Here is a 20,714-nt window from a genome sequence, read left to right as displayed (position 1 = left end):
ATTCTCATTGTAACAAAACAATCTCTAATGGGGAATCATGTGAATACTATAGTTTTATTTTTTTTATGTGTCATGTTGTCCAGTCCAATTATCGCGCTTGCTTTAAACTGCAGTTTAATTTCCCGTCCAATGGTTGCAGCGCGCCTGGCAGGTTACAGTATTGGTGGCGGCTTTTTAACTGGGCTAGGGCTGCTCTCCTATTTATCCTTATCTCAGAATTCTGCAGTCTACTTGTTAATTAGCTTCGATACCTTGGGCCTGTTGTTATGCTGTTTAATTTTATTAGTGAGCTTTATCGTGCATCGCTTTTCACTAAGGTATATGCATGGGGATAGGCTCTACAGACGTTTTTTTCTTCTGTTATCAACGCTTACATTTACAGCGCTTATCATGGTGCTTGCCGATGATTTGTTTTTATTCTGGTGTGCCTTATCTGCTTCCAATGTATTCCTAGTACTGCTGATGGTACATAAATCTGAATGGGCGGCTGCAAAAAACTCTGCGCGCCTGGCCTTTTATACACTGGCCTCAGGATGTTTAAGTCTATTAATCGCTTTTATTATTTTAACTGTAACTTATAGATCAAGTTCTATTTCATCCCTGGTGCAGATAACTCAATTCGGCAATCCCTCCTTATTTTCCATTTCAATGGGTCTAATCCTGGTTGGCGCAGTCGTCCAGTCCGGATTATTTCCTTTTCATCGATGGTTAATCAGCTCTTTAAATTCACCAACACCGGTTTCTGCTTTGATGCATGCAGGCCTTGTTAATGGTGGAGGAATTCTAATCGTCAAATTGGCGTCACTGATGATACTTTGCCCTGGCTTGCTAACGCTATTGTTCATAGTCGGTTCTATATCCGCATTACTGGGTACTACCTGGAAGTTGATGCAGCATGATGTAAAAAAAATGTTGGCTTGCTCCACTATGGCACAAATGGGGTTCATGATGATGCAATGCGGCGTTGGCCTATTTGCTGCAGCTATAGCGCATCTGTGCTGGCATGGATTGTTCAAGGCCTATCTTTTTTTAAGTTCAGGCTCTGCGGTAAAACAAAGAAAATCAGAGACTAATTCCTCTAAAGGGTCTCTCATTATGCTTATGATTTCTCTTTCTGGCGGAATAGTGGCAATGGTTTCCTTTGCGTTTGCAACTAATAAGCCCCTTTCCATGTATGAGGCAAGCAGCTTTGTTTTGTTATTTACTTTCATAGCTGGCTCGCAACTCATGTTCACCTGGATCAGGGCCCACCAAACGGCGTCAAGTTTCGTGTTGGCGCTTTTTCTTGCCATGATTTCCGGCCTCATGTACGGCGCGAGTATCCAATTGATTCAGTGGCTAATACCAGGCATATCGCTATTGAAAGCCCCTCAGTTATCGATAATTCATTGGACTATCATGGCCTCCTTTGCGGCGTTCTGGGCCTTCTTTAATCTGGGTCTGCATCAAACAATTGGCCAATCAAGATTAGGCTGTTGGCTTTATATGAGCTTATTTAATTCAAGCCAGCCCTCTGTAAAAACTGTCACCGCTTTACGAAACGATTACAACTACTAAATGTATTAAGGAGTATTTATGACAGCTGCAAAAATATCATTGAAACAGAATAGTGCAATGAACGAAATTAAAAATTCAGATATTAGCTTCCATCATGGAGAAAACAAGGCGCTTGAAATTCAAGCCTGGGTACACAATGCTGCAAAATGTATCGCACCTGTTTGGCCGCTTGAAACGTTTATCGCTTGTAATCCACTACAAGGGTTTGAGGGACAAACGTTTGAAGACGCCCTGGCTCAGGTTAAAGGTAACTTTAAACGCCAAAGGGCTGAACGAAATCTGCAACTGGAGGACGTTAATATTCAAATGATCAAATGGTGTGGCGGCTTTTTTGATGCGGGACAAGGCAGTATTGATATGCCTTTTAGGGAGAAAGGTTTTTATTTTGGATTCTTAAAATTGGCTTATTTTGATAAGCAAGTGCACCAGAATAAAAAAGAAGCAAAGGAATTTCTACAGCAATTACCTGAGTCTGCAGAAGAAGCAATCAGGATCTGTCTGCAAAAACTTCTGGTTCCAGAAGGGCAGGAAGAGGCATTTCTTTCAAAGTCGCTTTCCTATTTACCAGGTTGGGCAGGATTTGTGAAATGGAAAACAGACTGGCAGAACTCAAAAAAACCGGGAGAAACTAATGTAACTCTCACTGATTTTCTGGCAGTGCGCCTGGTGCTAACCTGCATTTTCTGGCCTGACGCTGCTAAAGAAAAAAAAAGTCTCGGCGATGGCTCTTTGGTTAAACAAGTGTTGGCGAAACTAAAAAGCAACGAAAATTCCTATCGGCAAAAGCTATTAAGCCAGCTTTTGCCGGAGGTAGACAAAGAAAAGTCCCATCTTGCGCGAAGAAATGCGCAGTTGGTTTTTTGTATTGATGTACGTTCCGAGCCTTTTCGTCGCGCCATTGAATCCCTGGGCCATTATGAGACCTTTGGTTTTGCCGGTTTTTTTGGTCTTCCTGTGCGTGTGGATGAGTTTGATGGTAATAGAAATAAAGAGTGCTGCCCGGTATTGTTAAAGCCAAAATATGCCGTTAAAGAAATACCGGCTGCCAATAAAGATGTGTTTGAGCATTATCAGCGAGGAAAGGCCTTCGTTGACCGCTGCAAAAGTCTGTATACGCAACTAAAACACAATGTGTCCACCCCCTTTGCCTTAGTCGAGTCCTTAGGTCTTTGGTGCGGTATAAATATGACCGTTAAATCTTTATCGCCAGAATTAAGTAACCATGCAGTTTCGGCTATCAGAACCTGGTTAAAGCCCCGTATGCCGACCAAGGTTGCCTATGAGTCAAGCCAAACTGATGCAGAGCAAGGTTTGTGCTTAGAAGAGCAGATTAGTTATGCTGAAACGGTATTGCGTCTAATGGGACTTACTTCAGGTTTTGCGAAGCTCATTATTCTTTGCGGCCATGGAAGTACTACTGAAAATAATCCCTATGCATCAGCTCTGGATTGTGGCGCCTGTGGTGGTAATCATGGCGGTATCAATGCCCGTTTACTGGCATCGATTCTCAATAAGCCCGAAGTTCGGAAGGGTCTGGAAGACCGCGGTATGCACATCCCTCTGGATACGATATTTTATGGGGCACTGCATAATACAACGACGGATTGTGTTGAGCTTTATTCTGAAGAGGCAGCGAAGACACCTATATATCCTGAACTTCTAACCCAATTGCAAGCCGATTTGAAAGAAGCAAAGCGTATAACCAACCAGGAGCGGGGAACCAAATTGCAGAGTAGCAGGCCCCATAAAGACATAATACGACGGAGTCTGGACTGGTCTGAAACACGGCCTGAATGGGGGTTGGCAAGAAATGCAGCCTTTATTGTGGCACCTCGGCATCTAACAAAAAATATCAACCTTGATGGCCGTTGCTTTCTTCATTCATACCGCTTTGAGCACGACCATGACGGGGCACTGCTCGAGACGATTTTGACTGCGCCCATGGTGGTGGCCGAATGGATAAATACTCAATACTTATTTTCTACTTTAGATAATGTTGCTTTTGGAAGTGGAAGCAAAGTCACTCACAATGTAGTTGGAACCATTGGGATCATGCAGGGCAATGGAAGCGATTTGATGCATGGTCTTCCCCTGCAGTCGGTAATGAGCTCGGATGATATAACATATCATGAACCACAGCGTTTATTGGCAGTTGTTTACGCTCCCAGAAAGATGGTTTCTCAAGTGATTGAAAAACACTCCATTTTAAAAACCTTATTTTTTAATGAGTGGGTGCATTTGGTAGTTATTGATCCGAAGAGTCAATGTGCTTATCAACTATACCCATCTGGGGAATGGCGTTTAGTAGAATTACATCCAATGAATAAAATAGAAATCATAGTATCTGATTTCAACCAAACTCGGGTGTGATGTTTGTTTCTGATGTTGATGTGGCGCGAATGGATTATTCCACTCAATTACTGGAGTTTAATCATGCATTATCGAAATCAGTCGGTTTTACTTGCTTCAAAACATGAAAAAGAAAAAGCAATTGCTAAAGTATTTTTTGATACACTTTCGTGCACATTGGATGTGCACGAATTTGACACCGACCAATTCGGAAGCTTTACTGGTGAAATACCAAGGACATTAAGCCCCTATGAAACCTGTATTTTAAAGGCAAAACGTGCTGCAGAGGATTACGGGTATGATTTAGTCATTGCCAGTGAAGGAAGTTTTGGGCCGCATCCAGCATTTCCATTTACCCCTGTTGATCATGAGATTATGGTATTTATTGATCGCAAAAACAATTGGGTGATTGCTGAGCAATATACTACACCCAAAACAAATTATCGTATGATGACCATAACGGCACAAACAGAGCTAAGCCATTTTTTAGATAAAGCAGGTTTTCCCGAGCATGGGCTCACTTTGCAGACCAATAGTGATAAAAAGGTGCTTGCGAAAGGGATTAGAGACATTACAGCGCTGAAAAATGCTCTCTCTCTTGGGTTTCAACACGAAAAGGAGCTCTTTCTTGCCACGGATATGAGAGCCATGATGAATCCAACCAGAATGAATGCGATTTCTATACTCGCCGAAAAGTTAGCTCATCGAATTCAATGCTGTTGCCCTGACTGTTTAGCTCCTGGTTTTGGATTAAAACAAGTCTCAGGCTACCTTCCTTGCGGTGAATGCTCATCCCCGACTTCATTATGCCAATACGAGATTTGGGGTTGTATCCAGTGTGATTATCAAGAGAAACGGCCAAGAAGAGACGGTGTGAAAGTAGCTGAGCCACAATATTGCGATTATTGTAACCCTTAAAGGTAATTTTGAATAAAACAATTCCTGCAAATAATCAAGCCTGATCTTGCCTGGTTATGAGTTCGATAATTTGTTCAAAGGTCAAAATCGCTTGTAATACCACAGGGGTTCAAGCTTATGGGGAGAATCAATGTGCTGCTATTTTTAACTATTTGGCAGATCAATTTTAATTTCGGACCCAAATGCAAGGCGTAAGGCATTAGCAATCGCAAGGATATCAATGCATTCTTGCAGAATTGCACCTAAAACCGGATTTATGTAACCCGTTGCGGCAAATCCCATTCCAATAAGACTTAAAAGCATTCCTCCTGCAGCACTTTGTGCGGCAATATTTCTCGTATGGATACTTAGATGTAGCAATTCATCTACTTTATTTAAGGTATTTTCCATAATAACAGCGCCTGCAGCCTCAGCAGTCACATTGCTGTGTTGCCCAAAAGCAATCCCTACGGTGGCTGCGGTTAAAGCGGGGGCGTCATTGATGCCGTCTCCCATAAATACTGTAGGGGCGTTTTTTCTTTCTCGGCGCACGATAGCCAGTTTTTGTTCAGGGCTTTGAGACGCATATATTTCTGTAAACGGAATTAATTCCGCCAGATATTTCACCTCGGACTCACGGTCTCCGGAAACCAGCATAATTTTTTTAAATTGATGTGCTGGCTTCAAATGACTGATAAATGATTTGCTTTCTGCCCTTGGTGCATCGTGAAAATGTAGAGTGGCCGCGTATTCGCTATCAATTAAAATAATACATTCTAAACCCGGGGAAACAGGAGGGAGTAATGATTGAGAATCAGGCAATATTTCTAATAGTTTTTTTCGGCTCGTAACGTTTACTTTTCGATGATTGATGATACCGTTTAAACCTTGTCCAGGCTTCTCCGATACATCCGTCGATTCTAATAATAAGATAAGATTCATCCATTGAACCATTTCCCTCAATGACTATGCCATCAACAGGGCAGGTTTCATGCGGATAAATAACAATTTCATCATTAATATGAATGTCAGCTACGGGGATATCAGAAATATCACCATCAATCTTACGATGAGCAAAAGTGGGCATTCGTTTCACCAATGCCAATAAGACAGAAGATGCTTTATGCCGTGCGTAACGTTCTAATGTCTGTCCACTGGCTAACATCAGGATTATTAATGATGCGGCTAAATATTGCTGCAAGATAACCCCTGTGACTAAAGCAATTGCAGCCAGGGAATCCGCACCAAAATTACCATTTAGCAGCTTTAAAAAAATTTGCAGAAATAACGGGATTCCTCCAATGATAATCAAAGCTAATAAAGGAAAATTGGCGAACCCGGAATTAGCTGCGCGTAGTATAAGATAGATACAGATAGCCAGGAGGGAAAGGAGCACGATAAACGATTGCCATTTAGATTGTACAAACTGCGATAGACTGCTTATTGAATTTTCTCTTTTCATCAGCTTTCTTAATTAAGCTCTTGCAAACAGGTAATATATTGATTATAGGTTTTAAGCGGTTTTAGGGCTTAAAGAGGCTTCTTATTACAATGATTAAGACACAGTATAATACAGGTAAAGATTATTGAATCCATTAAAGAGCTTGCTAGACATTTCCTGGCCGATGTAAAACAATAGACCTATTACACAGTGTAATTGGTTGAATAATGAAGTAAAATACATTTCTGAATGCAGGAACGCAGTTGGTTATTTGAATGAGGGAGTCATGAGAAGTTGTTTATTTTTATCTTTAGTTTCCATTTCCACAGTAATTTATTCCCAGCAATTTTCTAATCCATTAGAGGTTGAAAAATTTGAAAAGACAGGAGTTTGTGAGGCTTGTGATTTGAGCAATGATTTCTATCTTTTTACCGATAAGAGTGGCGCTATTACTCTCAGTGGTAGCAATTTAAATCGTTCCAGTTTGAGTATTTGGGGTAATCATCAATTCTCGAAATTTAATCGCATAATGGCCACCGAGTTTTCCCTTGGGGCTGCTGACTTTTCTTATAGTGATTTTAGTTTCGCAAATTTAAAAAAAGCGAGAATGAGTAATAGTAATTTTACATCCTCAGATTTTTCTGGCGCTAATTTATCAGGTGCCAGTTTGGCTGGATCTAATTTATACAATGCGAAGATCACACCGGAGCAGCTTAAGTCCCTGAGTTCTTTTTGCAATGCGATTCTACCCGATGGAAAGATTGGCAGCTGTAATTTCACTCAGAGCTAGACTTGGTGTGCTGGTTATTGTCTTAAATATACCTATTATATTTAGATTCTGCAGTTGGTTTCAAACAGTGGCAAAATGTCAAGACTGGTTCTTTTAAAAAAAAGAGGATACAATGCACTTTCGAAACTTATATTCACCTCATTCGCTTTGTGGATAAGTTTTTTAACCTCTCTTCTTTCTTACTCCTTCTATGTTTCTTTTTTCATGCCAAACCTATAAATACCAAGGCTTTTAAAGTTTAATCTTCTGAAAATAAGTAGGTTGGTTATCCACAAAATCTGTGGATAACGATGTGTATAGAGTGTTAGTGTCGCATGTCGTAAGGATGTATTCACTCTTGAGGAGGCTGGCTTATTTAATGCTAAGGTCATGAAATTTTTGCTGGAGAGTCTCTGTTCGTTCATCTTGTAGCTTTTTAGTTAGCTCCTTAAACAGCAGGGTGCTCGGCTCATAGATATAGAGGCAATATTTTCTTTCTTTGCCGAAAGTGGCGAATCCAGCGGCTGTTTTCCTGATACCAGCATCTGTCAATTTAGCTTTAAATGCAGCCACTTCAGTTTTGTGGCTATCATTATCCATCATAATTATAGCAACTGAATTATTTTGTCTAAGATCGTATTGGGCTGCTTTAGGCATACCATATTCTTTAGCAAGTTGTTTCAAAGCATCAAGAATCTCTTTTCTCGAAGATCGGCTGGGCTTAAAAAATTGCTGAGTTGAGTCTTGTGGAATTAAACAAAAATCCTGAGTAAATGGGCGTGATTCCTCTATCCACGAGTTATAACTTTTTCTCCAGATGAACAGTAAAGGCGAATTATCAAATTTTGCTTTAATTTCTGCTGCCGAAACATATCCCCTGTCACCATAGGGTGTTTGAATCTTCAAGGCCTGTAAATTCTCTGAATCAAAATACATTGAAGAAGCTTTTGTAAATAGGTCGATTGGTTTATCACCATTATCGAAGCTAATACGAACACTGAAAGCTTTTGGCCTATAACTTTTTCGATCAATTATTTCCCCATGCTTTGTAAATAATTCAGGCGGGGCTTCTTTGGTTCGCCAATAATGAATATTATAATCCCAGACCACTATATGGCCGGGTAGAATTCTTTCTTTGGCAATGAAATAGTATATTAGTTGTCCACGATGATTAAGCATCTTCAATTCAAGATTAGCAACAGCCACGGTGTTTCGATCGATATCGAGAAAATGGTAGTCATCAAGACTGATGCACCCATGATCTGCATATGGAGGCGTGGTTTTACGAGGAGCATGTTGCATACAACGCGCTAGATTGCCATAGTTTTTAGCTTGTATTATTGCATAGGTTTGACCTTCAAAATTATCAAAATCCAAGCCGTAATCATTTTTTGATGCAGAAACATTGTTACCAGGCGACATGGGCTTCATACTACCGGCATAAATGATGACTGGTTCACCTGGCTCTATAACTTCAAGAGCGAATACCCCAAGCCCGGTTGCTCCCATTGGGCTTAAACACAGTTTTTTGCTGTTTGAATTAATGGTGCTGAGTAGCTGGCTCATTGCGGCGTCATCATAATGCGGTACGGCATTTTCAATTTCAGGATAAGCTAACACCTGGGTATCTTTAGTAAAAACCAGGCTGTCTGTCCAGGCTTTCATCCCGATTTCTTTAGCAAGTACATCACTTTCTACTTGCTTGATTTCACAATCTGGTTGACTTGGCAATTTATTGCTAATGTTAATTTTTTGAGGTTTTTCTGACAGGATTTGGCCAAGATTGGATTCAAACTTTTTGTACATATCGTCAACTCTTTGGTAAATTTTTGGTGATTATATCAATTGTTTAATATGTGATCAATTAAGAGACGTAATCGCGCTCATTGAGTAAACATGATTAAGTTTTATATGACATTGCCAGATTTTGATTTTCAGATTTTAACTAAGTGTCATGATTGCGAATGGTTTTTATGTATGAAAACCTGAGATCTTTCTGTAAATATTGTATTTAACATCAATAAAAAAGAACGAAAAGAATAATTATTGCTCCTCATATCCTATCATTAATCATAATGGCGGCGCTAAAATCATTGGGTTTGGGGATTGAGTGTGAGCGAAAGCATCGATCAAGGTCGAATTATACATAATGTTAATCAATACCTGGAACGAAATGGTTTTTCAATCAGATTTGATGAAGGAGGGGTGTGCCAAGGTTTGGCAATGATGCATGCCAAGTATTGCATGGAAGGTAGAGAAGCAGATTTTTGGGGGCTTTTGAAAAATATTTCCCATCCGTCATCTGATAGTGCGCTTGAGAATGCCCATATATTTATAACTCAGGTATTGTTAGCATTTGCAGCAAATCAATATAACCAAAATATCAGCCAGGATAATAGTTTTAGTATGCTCAGACTTGAGTCTGGTGGAGAAAGCAAGTCATTTTTGCCTGCATTTAGCTTTGCTCTGGTTGCGGATGACAGAAATTGGGCGAATTGTCTTAGAGAAATCGCGCTGGATGATAATGAAATAGCCCAGGTTTCCAGTATTGATCATGCCATAACAATCAGCAAAAAGAATGGTCAGTATCATGTGTACGATCCCGAATATCCAACAGGTATAAAGAGCTTTTCTACTGAATCAGAGGTTATCAATGAGCTCCATAAACGGGTTTTTAGCTATGAAACAGCTAATATGGGGCTGCAACTTCATCTTTTCAGAAAACCAGATGTAAACCCCAGACAATATCCTGCTGTTACCGACCTCTATGATCGCTATCTGCCTAACGTAAACGCCACAGCAACCGTACGAGGGAATTCTTTCTCAACACTTCGGGCTGCAGCCTCTATAAATTTTGACCCGAAGGTTACTGAATATTTACTTCGGCAAGGGGCTGACGATTCCCGTAATGCAGCAAAAATGGCAATCAATGCAAATAACACCGAAGCATTGTCAGTCTTGTTAACTACATTGCCTGGAGATCAGTCTGATCTGCTCATCTTCGCTTTGACTTCAGGAAAAGAAGCCGCATTTGACCTTTTGATGGAAAATGAAGCCAATATGAATCTTTTCAAGCGAGGTTATGGCTCGATGTTGTTTTTTGCTGCAGAAGGGGGAAATGGTCTTTTACTAAAAAAGTGTCTGGAGATAACGAAAAATGAGATCCAGCGATACTACGAAAAAGCCCCTCCGGATATAAAAGAAAAACTTATAAACGAACAACTATGTCGTTGTTTATCCAATATTGAGCAAGGGCGCGAAGTCAATGTGCTTTCAAATGCAATAAAAAGCGGCGACAGTGAAGCATTTACCTTGATCTGGAATGAATTAAAATCCGCAGGATATAAATTTCAGCCTCAGGATAATATGAATTATTTAGTTGCGGCCATTCAAAATAATAATGCTCTCGTTGTATCCAAACTTGTAAACGAAATCCCAAGGGAATTACTAGAAACGACCACATTGAGTCAGAATGCCTTAAAGCGTGTTAACAATGACATATTGGTTGAGCTAAAAGAGCATGGGGTTTCAGCTCCTTCTCTTCCTTCAAAAACAGAGAGCATCTTCAGCAGGATTTTTCTTTCTTTCCTAAAAACAATATTCGGAGCAAAAGAACAACTGGCAACTGATATTACCGTCACATGGGATAAACAATTGGAAGTGAAATCCACATTTTCACCAGCCAAAAGCCAGGATTTTAAACAACAATTGTTGGAAATGAGAAAAGAGGGCTCTTTGACCAAAGATGTTTCAAAAAATAATTTCAAGGAACAGCTAATGAAAATGAAAGACAGCGCCCCGACAGAAAGCACACCGCAGGTGATAACCAGTCCTAAAATGAGTGTTTAACTGTAATACCTGAATTTAAGGGTTCCTGAAATAGTCTCCTGGTATCATGTGTCAGATTTGACAGTCTGTATGAGCAGACTATACTTAAAGTGTAGGCAGAAGAAACGCGAGAGCGATTTCTGAGCCTGCATCAGAAACCACCTTAGGGTGGTTTTTGTTTTTCTGTCACAGGCATTGGCATTATTACAATAGTGAACCGCTAGTTTGGGGAGATTGCAAAGTGGCACTCAGTTTCAGTGTCTGTTTTTTCCTCTTCGAAGAATATTGATACATCGTCCCATAATAGGGGATGAACCGATTCTTTGGCAGCTTTTAAAGCTTGTTCCGTTTTATTAAAACTGAAGCCTCTTTCATAAATATTGCCAAGCAGATGATGGATATACAAGCGATGTCCGTGTTTAGCTGCCTCCGTAAATAAAGGGGTTAAATCGCAACTATGCCGATAGTGATCAAACAGTTCGATATGACCGTAACAGGCACTGGCTTCAAAGGCTTTTATTCTTCCTTTCCAGGAAGGCTCCTGTTTACTAATCACCAGGTCTAAGAGAGGTGTTTTACCCGCTGCACAGACATTATTTACATCCTCCAGGGACCAGCTAATCCCCTCGAGTCTAGACAAAATGTTTTGATCGCCGCATTGCAGCGATAGTCGTTTAAATGTGAAAAACTCTTCTTCGGATAGTTGCCATTGCGGTGTATTACGATAAGAGGCAAGCAAATCGATGAGCTGAATACTGCTTTTGGTATAGCTTTTCAAGTTTAAAATGCGTGTGTCAATGCAACACTGGGGAAATGACTGCAAGAGCCATTGCACCAGATTCACCTCGCCTGAATGAATTGCTTTAGCCAATAGTTTGTTAGAGGGTGTAAACTTTTGTGATTGGCTTATTGATTTCAAAATGAAGAGATTTCCCGCTTCGGCGGCTGCTTCAGTGACTGTTTCGAGGTCAGCGTTATGCTCCTTAATCCACTGCTGGCAAAAATTGTTTTTTTGCATGTATAACGCGGCTGTAAATGTTAAAAATGACGCTGTCTTGATTTCTTCTCTGCTGAATTCCTCATTACTTAAACGAGATAAGCATTGTTCTTCCTGGGGATTTTGCCAGGCGCAACGAAGAACATCAGGGATTTGCAAATCATTCATCCAGGTTTTTTTCTGAATCAGAAATTGCAGAATTTTTCTTAACTCCGGAGGTTTTGCCTGGTGGTGTACCGCTTTTAAAAAGGGAATGGACTGATTTTGCAATAAGCGTTTGGCAAATATCAGGCAATGATAGGCATCGGCAGCCAAGCCCATATCAATTGCCTGAAGTAGGCTGGGAATCGTATCAGTTTTCCAAAAGCCGTCTTTGCTCGTATTCAAATGCCGCGAAAATTCCGCTGCTTTGGCAATATCCCCCCATCGTCGTCTGCTATTATAACTCAGGTCAAAAGGTAAGAAAATTTCCTGACAGGAGTGCAGTTCCAAATACTCAAATTGCAAGCCCAAATGGCCCATCTGGACAGCATATTCAAGTGTTTCCTGGTGTAATCTTTTTTCGCCTCCTGTCAAAGGGAGCGGAATGAGTTTTTTCAAAATTTCTGCATAAATTTCTGGGCGTGAATTAAGTAAGGGGCGATAGAGATATAAAAAAGCGATGCGAACATCCATAGCTCCTGTTTGATAGGCGCGAGCAATACTGGTTTCATTTTCAGATAAGTTTGAACGTTCAAGTAATAAATCAATAATGATTCGATGACCAGAATTTTGTGCCAGATGGAGGGATTTAGCTCTAACCAGGCAATTTTTATCCAGTAAAAATCGAAGGAGACGAACATGACCAATCTGGCATGCCAGATTAAAATGATAGGGCTCAATCGATTTACCATGATTCAGGCAATGCGCATAAAGTTCTACTTTGCCTGCTTCGGCCAGAATGCCTAAGTCAATCATTTCCAGTGAACAATCATTATGTTCTTTTACAATTTTGCTGACTGCTTCAACATTTCCAGAGTAATAAAATCTGGCGAATAATTTTTTAGCCGGAAAACCACGCTGGTGCAGATAGTCGAATAACTCTGGATCACCCGATTCCAGAGAGTCTAGCGCAAACTCATCCACACTGGATAAATTACCTCCCTGCGCTTTTTGATGTTGATATAATAATTTAACCAGCTTTAAACTACTGGCTTCATAACATACTAAAGAATAATCAATATCCTGAATGGATTGCTGTAGTAAAAAATCAACCAAATCCACATTGCCTGAATTTAAAGCAAGAGTAAAATGTTCTTTAGTTAATCGCGCTGGAAAACGCTCTAATAAATAGTTAACCATTGGCAAATTACCTGCCGATAGGGCGCTATTCAAAAAATATTTGGCAAAATATGGATGCTCATTAAACCATTGTGTACAAAGTTGATTGGCGGGCAAATAAAGCGCTATTTGTATCCACGAGGCGTCCAGTTTACCGGTTCTCAAAACAGCTGAATAATCATCCAGACAAAGTAAATGTAACATCTCAAAATAATAGGGATCCTGCCATTTATAGCGTATCCAGGCGGGTAACCAGTTGGCCTCTGAGAAGCGTTTTTGGCATTGCTGAAAACGGTTCACCATTAATAGCCGATTTTCAGCTGTAATGGATTTAAACAAGTTGTTTTTTTGACCAAAAAACTGTTGGGCATCCGGTTTAGGCATGACATATCCATATATCATTGATGGGGTATAGATTGTATAGATATTCTGACGCATTTGCGATGTATGAAACCATAAGTATTTGATAAAATTTGATGCATAATCTTTTTTCTTGTGATCTTAATAAAACGATATTAAAACGTGGTCTATAATTATACACACTATTAGATACCTGGCACCTATCTATGTTCTTAGTTTAGAGGTTCTAGCCATGACTCAGCCTTTAGCTTTACCTGCTACCGATACACAACTCAAACTATTTGTTGAAAGTTATAACAAGGCGAATGAGAATTCTTTGGACAAGTTATATTACTTGCAACAAATAACCACTTACCTTAGAAACAAGCAGTTTCTGTCACCTAAACTCACCAGCTGGCGAAACTCCTCATCTCAAGACGGATTGGAAGCCCATTTACAACAATATGGGATACATCGCGATGCCTCGGTATTACTGCAAAATATTGAATTTGCCACAGCCGTGAGCCGCTATGCAGGTGCTGATGTATTCGAGACAAACTTGTCTTTATATGAAGCGATGACTCAAGCTAATGCTGTCCTAAGACAAGATTATTCACAGACTGCATTAAATGATTATCTGAATGCCAATCAGGCGATAATGAAAAATTATGAGGCAAACTCCAAATTACAGGAAAAAATTGAAAGACATAAACATTTTTTAGCCTTAAGTTACGCTAAAGTAGAAGCTATTCAGGGGTTTGTTGAACAGGCTTTTCCCGAATATTCGACTAAAGTTCTGGGCAATCCTGCAGGGAACAATAAGAACTTTACATTTAATATTGACGGTGTCAAAGAAGAAGTGGTTATCCGGGTTGAGGACAGAGAATCTTTGGGAAAAGAACCTTTTCTTCAACTCAATGAAGTAAGTGAATATTTTTCGGAAGATTATGTTACCTTGATGGTGCCTTTTGAAAATGAAGAGGAGGAAACTGAGTATAAACCAGTAGTTATCAGTAATTTTGCTAAAGAAGGATCTCTCTTAAATTACGCCCAAGCGCTTAAAGGGGAACAGCCCACAGCTATAGCAGCAGATGCCCAGCGTTTTTTTATTCAATTAAGTGACTTTTGCCTGAAACTGGAAGCGGCAGGGCATTATCATCCTGATATAAAACTATCGAATTTTTTAACCGACGGAGAGCGGATTATTGTTAGCGATAGAAAAACATTAACTGATAAAAAAAATCCTTCAGTTATGGATATTCTAAGCTCGCCCAATTATGCCCCCCCGGAATATAAAGCCTGTTTAAACGAAGAAGGTGACGATCTTGACCCAATTCGGGCGAGAAAGACTAAAGTAGATATGCCGGCATACATGTCGTTTCAATTAGGGAAAGCGTTAAAGGAATTTATGTTTTACGGCTTCGGTAAAATCCAGACCCAGCAGGATGAGGAAGAATATGAAAACTGGAAGCCCCTTAATGCAGGGGCTGGCAACTCAGTCAATGCTATACAGAACTTGTCTGTACTCATTCAGGAGCTAACTCGCTCAGAACCTTCCGATCGCTTACCCATTAAGCATTTACAGACGCTTTTGAATTTTATTAATCTACCTCCACAAGAATTTCTTGCCAGGATTGAAGAGTTAGCACCCCAGTCAGCATTAAGTACTGGTAAAGAAATTGAGTTGTTAAGCAAGGTATTAAACGGGGAAGAAATTACAGCTGAAATGGATACAATGTTCGTGCAGGCATTGCAACAGATTAACGATCCAAGAGTTCCTTCCCTGTCTAAAATGCAGTCAGACAGATTCGATACACAGATAGCCTCAGCCAAACGGCATTTAAGCAAGGTGGAAAAAGCGATTTTACAAGAAGATTTTAACAAGGCAGGCTTCTTCAGGCGGTTGCTGCATACAGTTACAGGAGGATTATACAGAGTACCTGCGGTCAGCTCTGTTCAAGATTTGGTGATTCAGAACAAATTGCCAGAAATGAATCAGGACACGAAATCTAATCTACAGATAGCTTTGATCGTAGGGATAAAGCAGGACTCCAAACTTAATAATCATCAGCGTTTATTATTAAACGAAATGCTGGTTGCTGTTGATACCCTGAATAAACGTAAAGCCCAGGAATCTGTTGGTATACCCGATATTGCCCAGGAGCAGGAGGCAGGGCTTGATCCAGTGTCTGATGCTGGGAATGAAGAGGGGCATGACTCAGTCATTTACAGTTCAGTTATTTATAAAGATCCGCCGGTAGAGGAAAAACCGAGTCTCGATAATCAGACCTCTGAAAAATCAAATGTCAAGGATAGTGATGCTGCTGATAATTCGGTTAACCATACAGATACCCCAGTAGTTTCTGACAATCCCCTCCCTGAAAATCCTGATCCCGAGGATAGCGAAGCGGATCGTGGATCAGTTATCTATAGTTCTGTTGTTTATTCAGATGCGCCAGTGGTTGGGGGATTTGATCCAGCAGATGTAGTATTTGAAGATGAGCCAGCGGCTGAGTCTGTTGAACAATGGAAGCCAAAAGTTGAGGATATTCCTACTACCATTAGCCGAGGAAACAGGCCGGCAGAGAATGAAATACCTACACAACAAAAATTATCTAAATATAATAAAGTTAAACAGTTTTTCAATCATGATAAAACAGATGGCTATGAGCAGCTAGAGAATAGTAGTGACTGTGATAATGAGTTTTCTATAAGCAGAAAAACCAAGTAACACAGAAAAAAAACTATTCAGAATAACTATCCCCTGCACCACTCGATATGAATCAAGTTCCAGAGCGTTTAGAAATAACCACATTCCTGATTCTGATAATTGCAGGAACCAGAAGAATAGCAGCGTGGAACTACGATACAACGATAGCGTGGGTAATAGTAATATTGGGGATTGGGAGCGTAATAGGGATTATAACCATTATAATACCCATTGTAGTATCCCGGGTTATTGGGATTGATGATGATAACCTTTTGCCCTCCCCAATAGCGATGATGATATCCATAGCCATAGCTAAGCGAAGTGCTGGCTAATGCCAGGAATAGACCGATCGCACAACATAACCGGTATTTCATTTCAGCTTCCTGTAACGACCGCATGCCAGGAACAATTTCCTGAGATGCTAGTGGTTAACAAATTATCCTTATTGATTAATTATAGTACTTTTGGGTGGAGGCAGGCTATCTGAATTACTCACGTTGGTGATCCGAAAGAACCTCGGCAATGATGGTCAAGGCTCGCCTGGCTTCCACAGCATTTGAGTTAGTCAGGTTTGCAGCACAGATCAATGCTTTCCATAAAGTCCAGCCTCGGCCACGCGCCCAGGTGGCTGTGTCAAGATTAATTGCTGAGCGAAATGCCTCGCGGCTCTCACCTTTAAAAAGCGTCCATGAAATAGCTAAATCACAGGCTGGATCACCTACTGCCAATTGCCCAAAATCAATGACAGCATTCAATTGCCCATTTTTTATCAGCAAATTACCCAGGCTAATATCGCCATGAACCCATACGGGTGAGCCTTGCCATGTGGTTTCAAGCGCTTTTTCCCAAACGTCAGTTGCTGTTTTCACATCAATAGTGTCTTTAAGAATTTCAAGGGCTTGTCTTGTTTCAGCATCATAAGTTGAAAGGGGGCCTCCACGATAGAAACTGTGAGGACCTGCCCATGGTCCATCCCGTGAATCAATTTGCTCTAAGGCCGACAGAAATTCTGCCAGACTAATTGCAAAACCGTTCAAATTCTTTATCGGTGCAGTGGCAGCGGATTCACCTTCAATCCAGCGATAAACCGACCAGTGCCAGGGATATTCTGTTGCGGGTTGCCCCAAAGCGATTGGTGTTGGAATAGCTAAAGGTAATTGCGCTGCTAATTTTGGAAGCCATTTCTGTTCTTTTTCAACTTGAAAAGCATATTCAGCTCTACTTGGCATACGCACTAGCATTTCATTACCCAGGTGGAACGTTCGGTTATCCCAGCCACTGCGCGCAACGGGTTGAACAGGAAGGTTCTTCCATTGAGGAAACTGAGTTGCCACCAAATGGTATACAAGAGCCTCATTTATTAGCAATTCATCATTATGATTCATAAAATTTTGCCTGATTAAATTATTTTTGTGATGCGATGCACGCGGCAATGCACTGCTTTGTAATATAGCAATTTGTACTCCAAATGTGCGTCATCCTGAGCGTAGCGAAGGATCTCAAACTGCCTGGAACTGAGCCAGATTCAGGAGATCCTTCACTGTGTTCAGGATGACGTTGAGACGTCCCACGTCATCCCGAGCGCAGCGAGGGATCTCCCTGTTGTCCTCCGCAGGTACGTCATCCTGAACGTAGCGAAGGATCTCAAACTGCCTGGAACTGAGTCAGATTCAGGAGATCCTTCACTGTGTTCAGGATGACGTTGAGACGTCCCACGTCATCCCGAGCGCAGCGAGGGATCTCCCTGCAGTGGCATAATCTCTAAAGCAGGGAAGAATACAAATCATCCCACCCAGGATTTGAGGCATTAATCAAATCATTCTTCTTTTTTCGCGACCATCCTTTGATTTGCTTTTCTCGCTCGATGGCCACAATGATACCTGAACAAACTTCATAATAAACCAGGCGGTCTACATTGTATTTTTGTGTAAATCCCTTAACTAGATTATTCTTGTGTTCATATATACGGCGTATCAAATTATTGGTAACACCAGTATACAAAACATTATTGTGTTTATTTGTCAGCAGATAGACATATGACTCCATTTGCATGTACTACTCCTTCTTTTGTTGGACTGTTTTGATATTTCAGATTTCCATAACACAGGGATAGTACCAGAAAAATAGACTATATAGGGTCGAATAGGTCAGAAAATAACGGGTACAGCATGTAACGGAAATAAAATGCTGGTATTGGTTATGTAAATCCGACTATGTGCAGGAATGTAGGGAGATCCCTCGCTATGCTCGGGATGACGTAGGAGGGTTGGGATGACGTAAACTGGAAGTTACAAAATTTCTGAGACTTCCTCTGGAGTAAGAATCTTTTTAATCTCTGGAAGAGCAGACTCAAAGTTAGGGCTATTAAAGCGCTTTATATCATTCAGAATTGTTTTTTTCTCGAGAATATTCGTTGGTGGCAGGAGCTGCTCTAGCATTTCCACAATATCGTTGCTGTTCATATCTTGATAAATGGGCTTGTCGATAGCTCTGATTTCATCATCGCTTGCTCTTTCCAACAACAAGCTTAAAAAGCTTGTTTCTTCTTCATAAAAGTGAATAAGGTTTGAAGCATAAAATCTTCTAAAATCTAAATAGACCTGTTTACCTAGGTGCCATCTTTCCTGTGATGGCAGGTCTAAGAGCGCATTCAACTCGCCAATTATTTGCATGCCAAAGTTCTCAAGCTCAGAGTGATTTGTCAAGAGCAATACCACTTCACTTTTACGAAAGAATTTATTAAATATAAATTCTTCTTCCCATCGGGCATGATTCACAAGTGTGCTCACATAATTTTCAATCTGCTGAAAAATAATTTGGACTTGCTGGGTATCGCGAAAGTCAACTTTGGCTAAGCTAATCAAGAGTTGAGCCCCTCGCTCTTCAAGAAATTTATGACAGGCAAATAAATGTGATTCTCTTTTCATTATTAATGTACTCACGTTGTTACAACTAATTTCCCATTTCTAATATTCGTTTCAGCGATTGATCAAACATATTTTTCAAACGATCAACATGGAAAACAATTTTTTGATTATTTGCCGTGGTCATGGAATGTTTCCGCATAAAGACAATCGTATAAAACAGACGATAGAATTCAAGTCGAAGTTTTGCTTTTTTTTCTAATTCCAGGGTCTTCGCCCAATAATCAGTGTATAGGGTATCATGCCCGTCATTTTCCAAGGCAGAATAGGTGAGGCCAAGAACAAACAAGGGGTCGCCAAAGCATAGCTCATCGACATCGACAATCCCTGAAATTCTTCCCTGATGAACCAGCACGTTTCTCTCGCTGGCATCCCACAAGAAGGGAGTGGCTTTAATTGCAAGAAAATCTTCCTTCATACTGGTGGCAATAGAAATAGCTTTCGATACAGGTACTGCATCAAAAATATTCTGCTTGCTGATAATATCCTTGAATAGATGCAAACGCTGCATCAAAAAGTCATACCATGTTTCAAACTCAGTCCTGTCTTCATAGCTCTGGCTTATCCCAAAGCTTGAGCCTTCCGGCAGCGCTTTTGTGCAGTTCTGAATTGCCACCATTTCCTGAGCCAGGTTTTTCTTGTCTGAATTGCTTAATCCCGAGTAGACATTGCATAAATCATCACCAGGTAAACGCATCATCAGTAAAGCTGGAAACGGGGAATATTTTCCATCTAAATCGCAGCAGATAAATTGTGCCAAAGGCACACCTAAGGGAATCAATTTTTTCTGCCAATACACTGCCGAGATGAAGTGCTTTCTATTAGTCTCCTTCGTCATTCTCAGCACATACTCTGAGTTTGAAGTCTTAACAGCATAAACAAAATGCTGATCGCCTGTTGCTAGTCTGATTGAAGTTAATACTTTTTCATCCATCATGGAGGCGACTACATTTGCGGCTATGTTTTCATTGGGTATTATTGAGGAGATGTTCATCTTAATTCATACTACCTCTATTTCATCAACGATTGGCGGTATTTTCATTCATTGAGATTTCAATGTCTTTTATACTAATACTTCATTTTATAAATTAAAACGATTAAAGGAAATAGTATGTTTGCTGTCATTTACCGTTCATACATAAAACCAGAATTAGAAAATGAGTATCAGAAATTGTGGAATCTGGTCGCAAGTTATTTTATTCAGAATAGGGGGGCAATTGGTTCTTGTCTGCATAAAACAGAAGATGGTATTTGGCTTGCCTATTCAAGATGGCCAGATAAAGCCACTCGTGATGCGTCCTGGTCAAGTGAAAGTAACAGTGTTAACGATTTGCCGGATGAGATAAAGGCAGCAATCACTAAAATGAAGGCTTGCGGTATTGAGGAGTGTAGATTGCCAGAAATTTGCATGGACATTGTTGATGACTTATTGCCAGGATAACCCCGATCTTGAGAGAATACTCATAAGTGAGCTTGGAGTAACCCCTGATTAATAAATGTAATATTATGATCATGAGCGGTTGGATTCTACGTATTTAGAGTTAATGGTGAAGGCAAATACATGTCTACTATTGGATCAATTG

Annotated in this window: 16 protein-coding genes; 7 read left to right on the top strand and 9 right to left on the bottom strand. The window is 40.4% G+C overall.

Annotated elements, in window-relative coordinates; translation table 11 throughout:
• The first annotated feature begins 39 nt into the window (after window positions 1–39).
• From E1O89_RS02535 to E1O89_RS02520, 3 genes are all read left to right on the top strand, one after another.
• On the top strand, window positions 40–1,557 hold the full coding sequence (locus tag E1O89_RS02535) for a proton-conducting transporter membrane subunit (protein ID WP_133138812.1): 1,518 nt from the start codon (window positions 40–42) through the stop codon (window positions 1,555–1,557).
• A gap of 18 nt (window positions 1,558–1,575) precedes the next feature.
• Window positions 1,576–3,927: a DUF2309 domain-containing protein gene (locus E1O89_RS02530; protein WP_133138811.1), complete on the top strand. Its 2,352-nt coding sequence runs from the start codon at window positions 1,576–1,578 to the stop codon at window positions 3,925–3,927.
• A gap of 63 nt (window positions 3,928–3,990) precedes the next feature.
• Window positions 3,991–4,824 (top strand): DUF6671 family protein, encoded by an 834-nt coding sequence (locus E1O89_RS02520; RefSeq protein ID WP_133138810.1) that lies wholly within the window; start codon window positions 3,991–3,993, stop codon window positions 4,822–4,824.
• 144 nt (window positions 4,825–4,968) lie between these two features.
• Here E1O89_RS02520 and E1O89_RS15600 read toward each other — a convergent pair whose 3' ends face one another.
• Window positions 4,969–5,736, bottom strand: a complete 768-nt coding sequence (locus E1O89_RS15600) for an HAD-IC family P-type ATPase (protein ID WP_262337390.1) — start codon at window positions 5,734–5,736, stop codon at window positions 4,969–4,971.
• The gene (locus E1O89_RS15595; RefSeq protein ID WP_262337373.1) at window positions 5,618–6,265 is read right to left on the bottom strand and encodes a hypothetical protein; all 648 of its coding nucleotides are present in this window, start codon (window positions 6,263–6,265) and stop codon (window positions 5,618–5,620) included. The genes E1O89_RS15600 and E1O89_RS15595 overlap by 119 nt, the downstream gene beginning before the upstream one ends.
• A 199-nt stretch (window positions 6,266–6,464) precedes the next feature.
• Between E1O89_RS15595 and E1O89_RS02510 the strand changes: the two genes are divergently transcribed.
• Window positions 6,465–7,034 (top strand): pentapeptide repeat-containing protein, encoded by a 570-nt coding sequence (locus E1O89_RS02510; protein WP_133138809.1) that lies wholly within the window; start codon window positions 6,465–6,467, stop codon window positions 7,032–7,034.
• A 351-nt stretch (window positions 7,035–7,385) separates the two neighbouring features.
• On the opposite strand, the gene E1O89_RS02505 is transcribed toward E1O89_RS02510, so the two are convergent.
• Window positions 7,386–8,819, bottom strand: coding sequence for an SET domain-containing protein (locus E1O89_RS02505; RefSeq protein WP_133138808.1), 1,434 nt, complete (start codon window positions 8,817–8,819; stop codon window positions 7,386–7,388).
• Between the two features lie 306 nt (window positions 8,820–9,125).
• On the opposite strand from E1O89_RS02505, the gene E1O89_RS02500 reads away from it, so the two are divergent.
• Entirely contained in the window at window positions 9,126–10,862 is a 1,737-nt protein-coding gene (locus tag E1O89_RS02500; RefSeq protein WP_133138807.1) for an ankyrin repeat domain-containing protein, read from the top strand.
• 199 nt (window positions 10,863–11,061) lie between these two features.
• Here the strand turns inward: E1O89_RS02500 and E1O89_RS02495 are convergent, their stop codons facing one another.
• The gene (locus E1O89_RS02495; protein WP_133138806.1) at window positions 11,062–13,542 is read right to left on the bottom strand and encodes an ankyrin repeat domain-containing protein; all 2,481 of its coding nucleotides are present in this window, start codon (window positions 13,540–13,542) and stop codon (window positions 11,062–11,064) included.
• 208 nt (window positions 13,543–13,750) lie between these two features.
• On the opposite strand from E1O89_RS02495, the gene E1O89_RS02490 reads away from it, so the two are divergent.
• On the top strand, window positions 13,751–16,228 hold the full coding sequence (locus E1O89_RS02490; protein WP_133138805.1) for a hypothetical protein: 2,478 nt from the start codon (window positions 13,751–13,753) through the stop codon (window positions 16,226–16,228).
• 68 nt (window positions 16,229–16,296) lie between these two features.
• Here E1O89_RS02490 and E1O89_RS02485 read toward each other — a convergent pair whose 3' ends face one another.
• The 5 genes from E1O89_RS02485 to E1O89_RS02465 form a co-directional block, all read right to left on the bottom strand.
• A complete protein-coding gene (locus E1O89_RS02485; protein ID WP_112218131.1) occupies window positions 16,297–16,581 on the bottom strand; it encodes a hypothetical protein in 285 nt (94 codons plus the stop codon).
• A 114-nt stretch (window positions 16,582–16,695) separates the two neighbouring features.
• On the bottom strand, window positions 16,696–17,592 hold the full coding sequence (locus E1O89_RS02480) for an aminoglycoside phosphotransferase family protein (protein WP_133138804.1): 897 nt from the start codon (window positions 17,590–17,592) through the stop codon (window positions 16,696–16,698).
• A gap of 376 nt (window positions 17,593–17,968) precedes the next feature.
• Window positions 17,969–18,259, bottom strand: coding sequence for a GIY-YIG nuclease family protein (locus E1O89_RS02475; RefSeq protein ID WP_222845416.1), 291 nt, complete (start codon window positions 18,257–18,259; stop codon window positions 17,969–17,971).
• A gap of 236 nt (window positions 18,260–18,495) precedes the next feature.
• Entirely contained in the window at window positions 18,496–19,134 is a 639-nt protein-coding gene (locus E1O89_RS02470; RefSeq protein ID WP_133138803.1) for a hypothetical protein, read from the bottom strand.
• Between the two features lie 25 nt (window positions 19,135–19,159).
• Window positions 19,160–20,125, bottom strand: a complete 966-nt coding sequence (locus E1O89_RS02465) for an aminoglycoside phosphotransferase family protein (protein WP_133138802.1) — start codon at window positions 20,123–20,125, stop codon at window positions 19,160–19,162.
• A 117-nt stretch (window positions 20,126–20,242) separates the two neighbouring features.
• Between E1O89_RS02465 and E1O89_RS02460 the strand changes: the two genes are divergently transcribed.
• Window positions 20,243–20,572, top strand: a complete 330-nt coding sequence (locus E1O89_RS02460; protein ID WP_133138801.1) for an antibiotic biosynthesis monooxygenase family protein — start codon at window positions 20,243–20,245, stop codon at window positions 20,570–20,572.
• Window positions 20,573–20,714 lie beyond the last annotated feature (142 nt).

The organism is Legionella genomosp. 1 (assembly GCF_900640215.1).
GTDB lineage: Bacteria > Pseudomonadota > Gammaproteobacteria > Legionellales > Legionellaceae > Legionella_C > Legionella_C quinlivanii_A.
Note: the sequence above shows the minus strand (reverse complement) of the source record. Positions and strands in the feature narration are given on the sequence as shown.

What these genes read in the sequence shown, in the direction of transcription:
- E1O89_RS02530 (WP_133138811.1), top strand. Translation starts at nt 1,576, where the DNA reads ATGACAGCTGCAAAAATATCATTGAAACAGAATAGTGCAATGAACGAA.
- E1O89_RS02520 (WP_133138810.1), top strand. Translation starts at nt 3,991, where the DNA reads ATGCATTATCGAAATCAGTCGGTTTTACTTGCTTCAAAACATGAAAAA.
- E1O89_RS15595 (WP_262337373.1), bottom strand. Translation starts at nt 6,265, where the DNA reads ATGAAAAGAGAAAATTCAATAAGCAGTCTATCGCAGTTTGTACAATCT.
- E1O89_RS02505 (WP_133138808.1), bottom strand. Translation starts at nt 8,819, where the DNA reads ATGTACAAAAAGTTTGAATCCAATCTTGGCCAAATCCTGTCAGAAAAA.
- E1O89_RS02495 (WP_133138806.1), bottom strand. Translation starts at nt 13,542, where the DNA reads ATGCCTAAACCGGATGCCCAACAGTTTTTTGGTCAAAAAAACAACTTG.
- E1O89_RS02490 (WP_133138805.1), top strand. Translation starts at nt 13,751, where the DNA reads ATGACTCAGCCTTTAGCTTTACCTGCTACCGATACACAACTCAAACTA.
- E1O89_RS02485 (WP_112218131.1), bottom strand. Translation starts at nt 16,581, where the DNA reads ATGAAATACCGGTTATGTTGTGCGATCGGTCTATTCCTGGCATTAGCC.
- E1O89_RS02480 (WP_133138804.1), bottom strand. Translation starts at nt 17,592, where the DNA reads ATGAATCATAATGATGAATTGCTAATAAATGAGGCTCTTGTATACCAT.
- E1O89_RS02475 (WP_222845416.1), bottom strand. Translation starts at nt 18,259, where the DNA reads ATGCAAATGGAGTCATATGTCTATCTGCTGACAAATAAACACAATAAT.
- E1O89_RS02470 (WP_133138803.1), bottom strand. Translation starts at nt 19,134, where the DNA reads ATGAAAAGAGAATCACATTTATTTGCCTGTCATAAATTTCTTGAAGAG.
- E1O89_RS02465 (WP_133138802.1), bottom strand. Translation starts at nt 20,125, where the DNA reads ATGAACATCTCCTCAATAATACCCAATGAAAACATAGCCGCAAATGTA.
- E1O89_RS02460 (WP_133138801.1), top strand. Translation starts at nt 20,243, where the DNA reads ATGTTTGCTGTCATTTACCGTTCATACATAAAACCAGAATTAGAAAAT.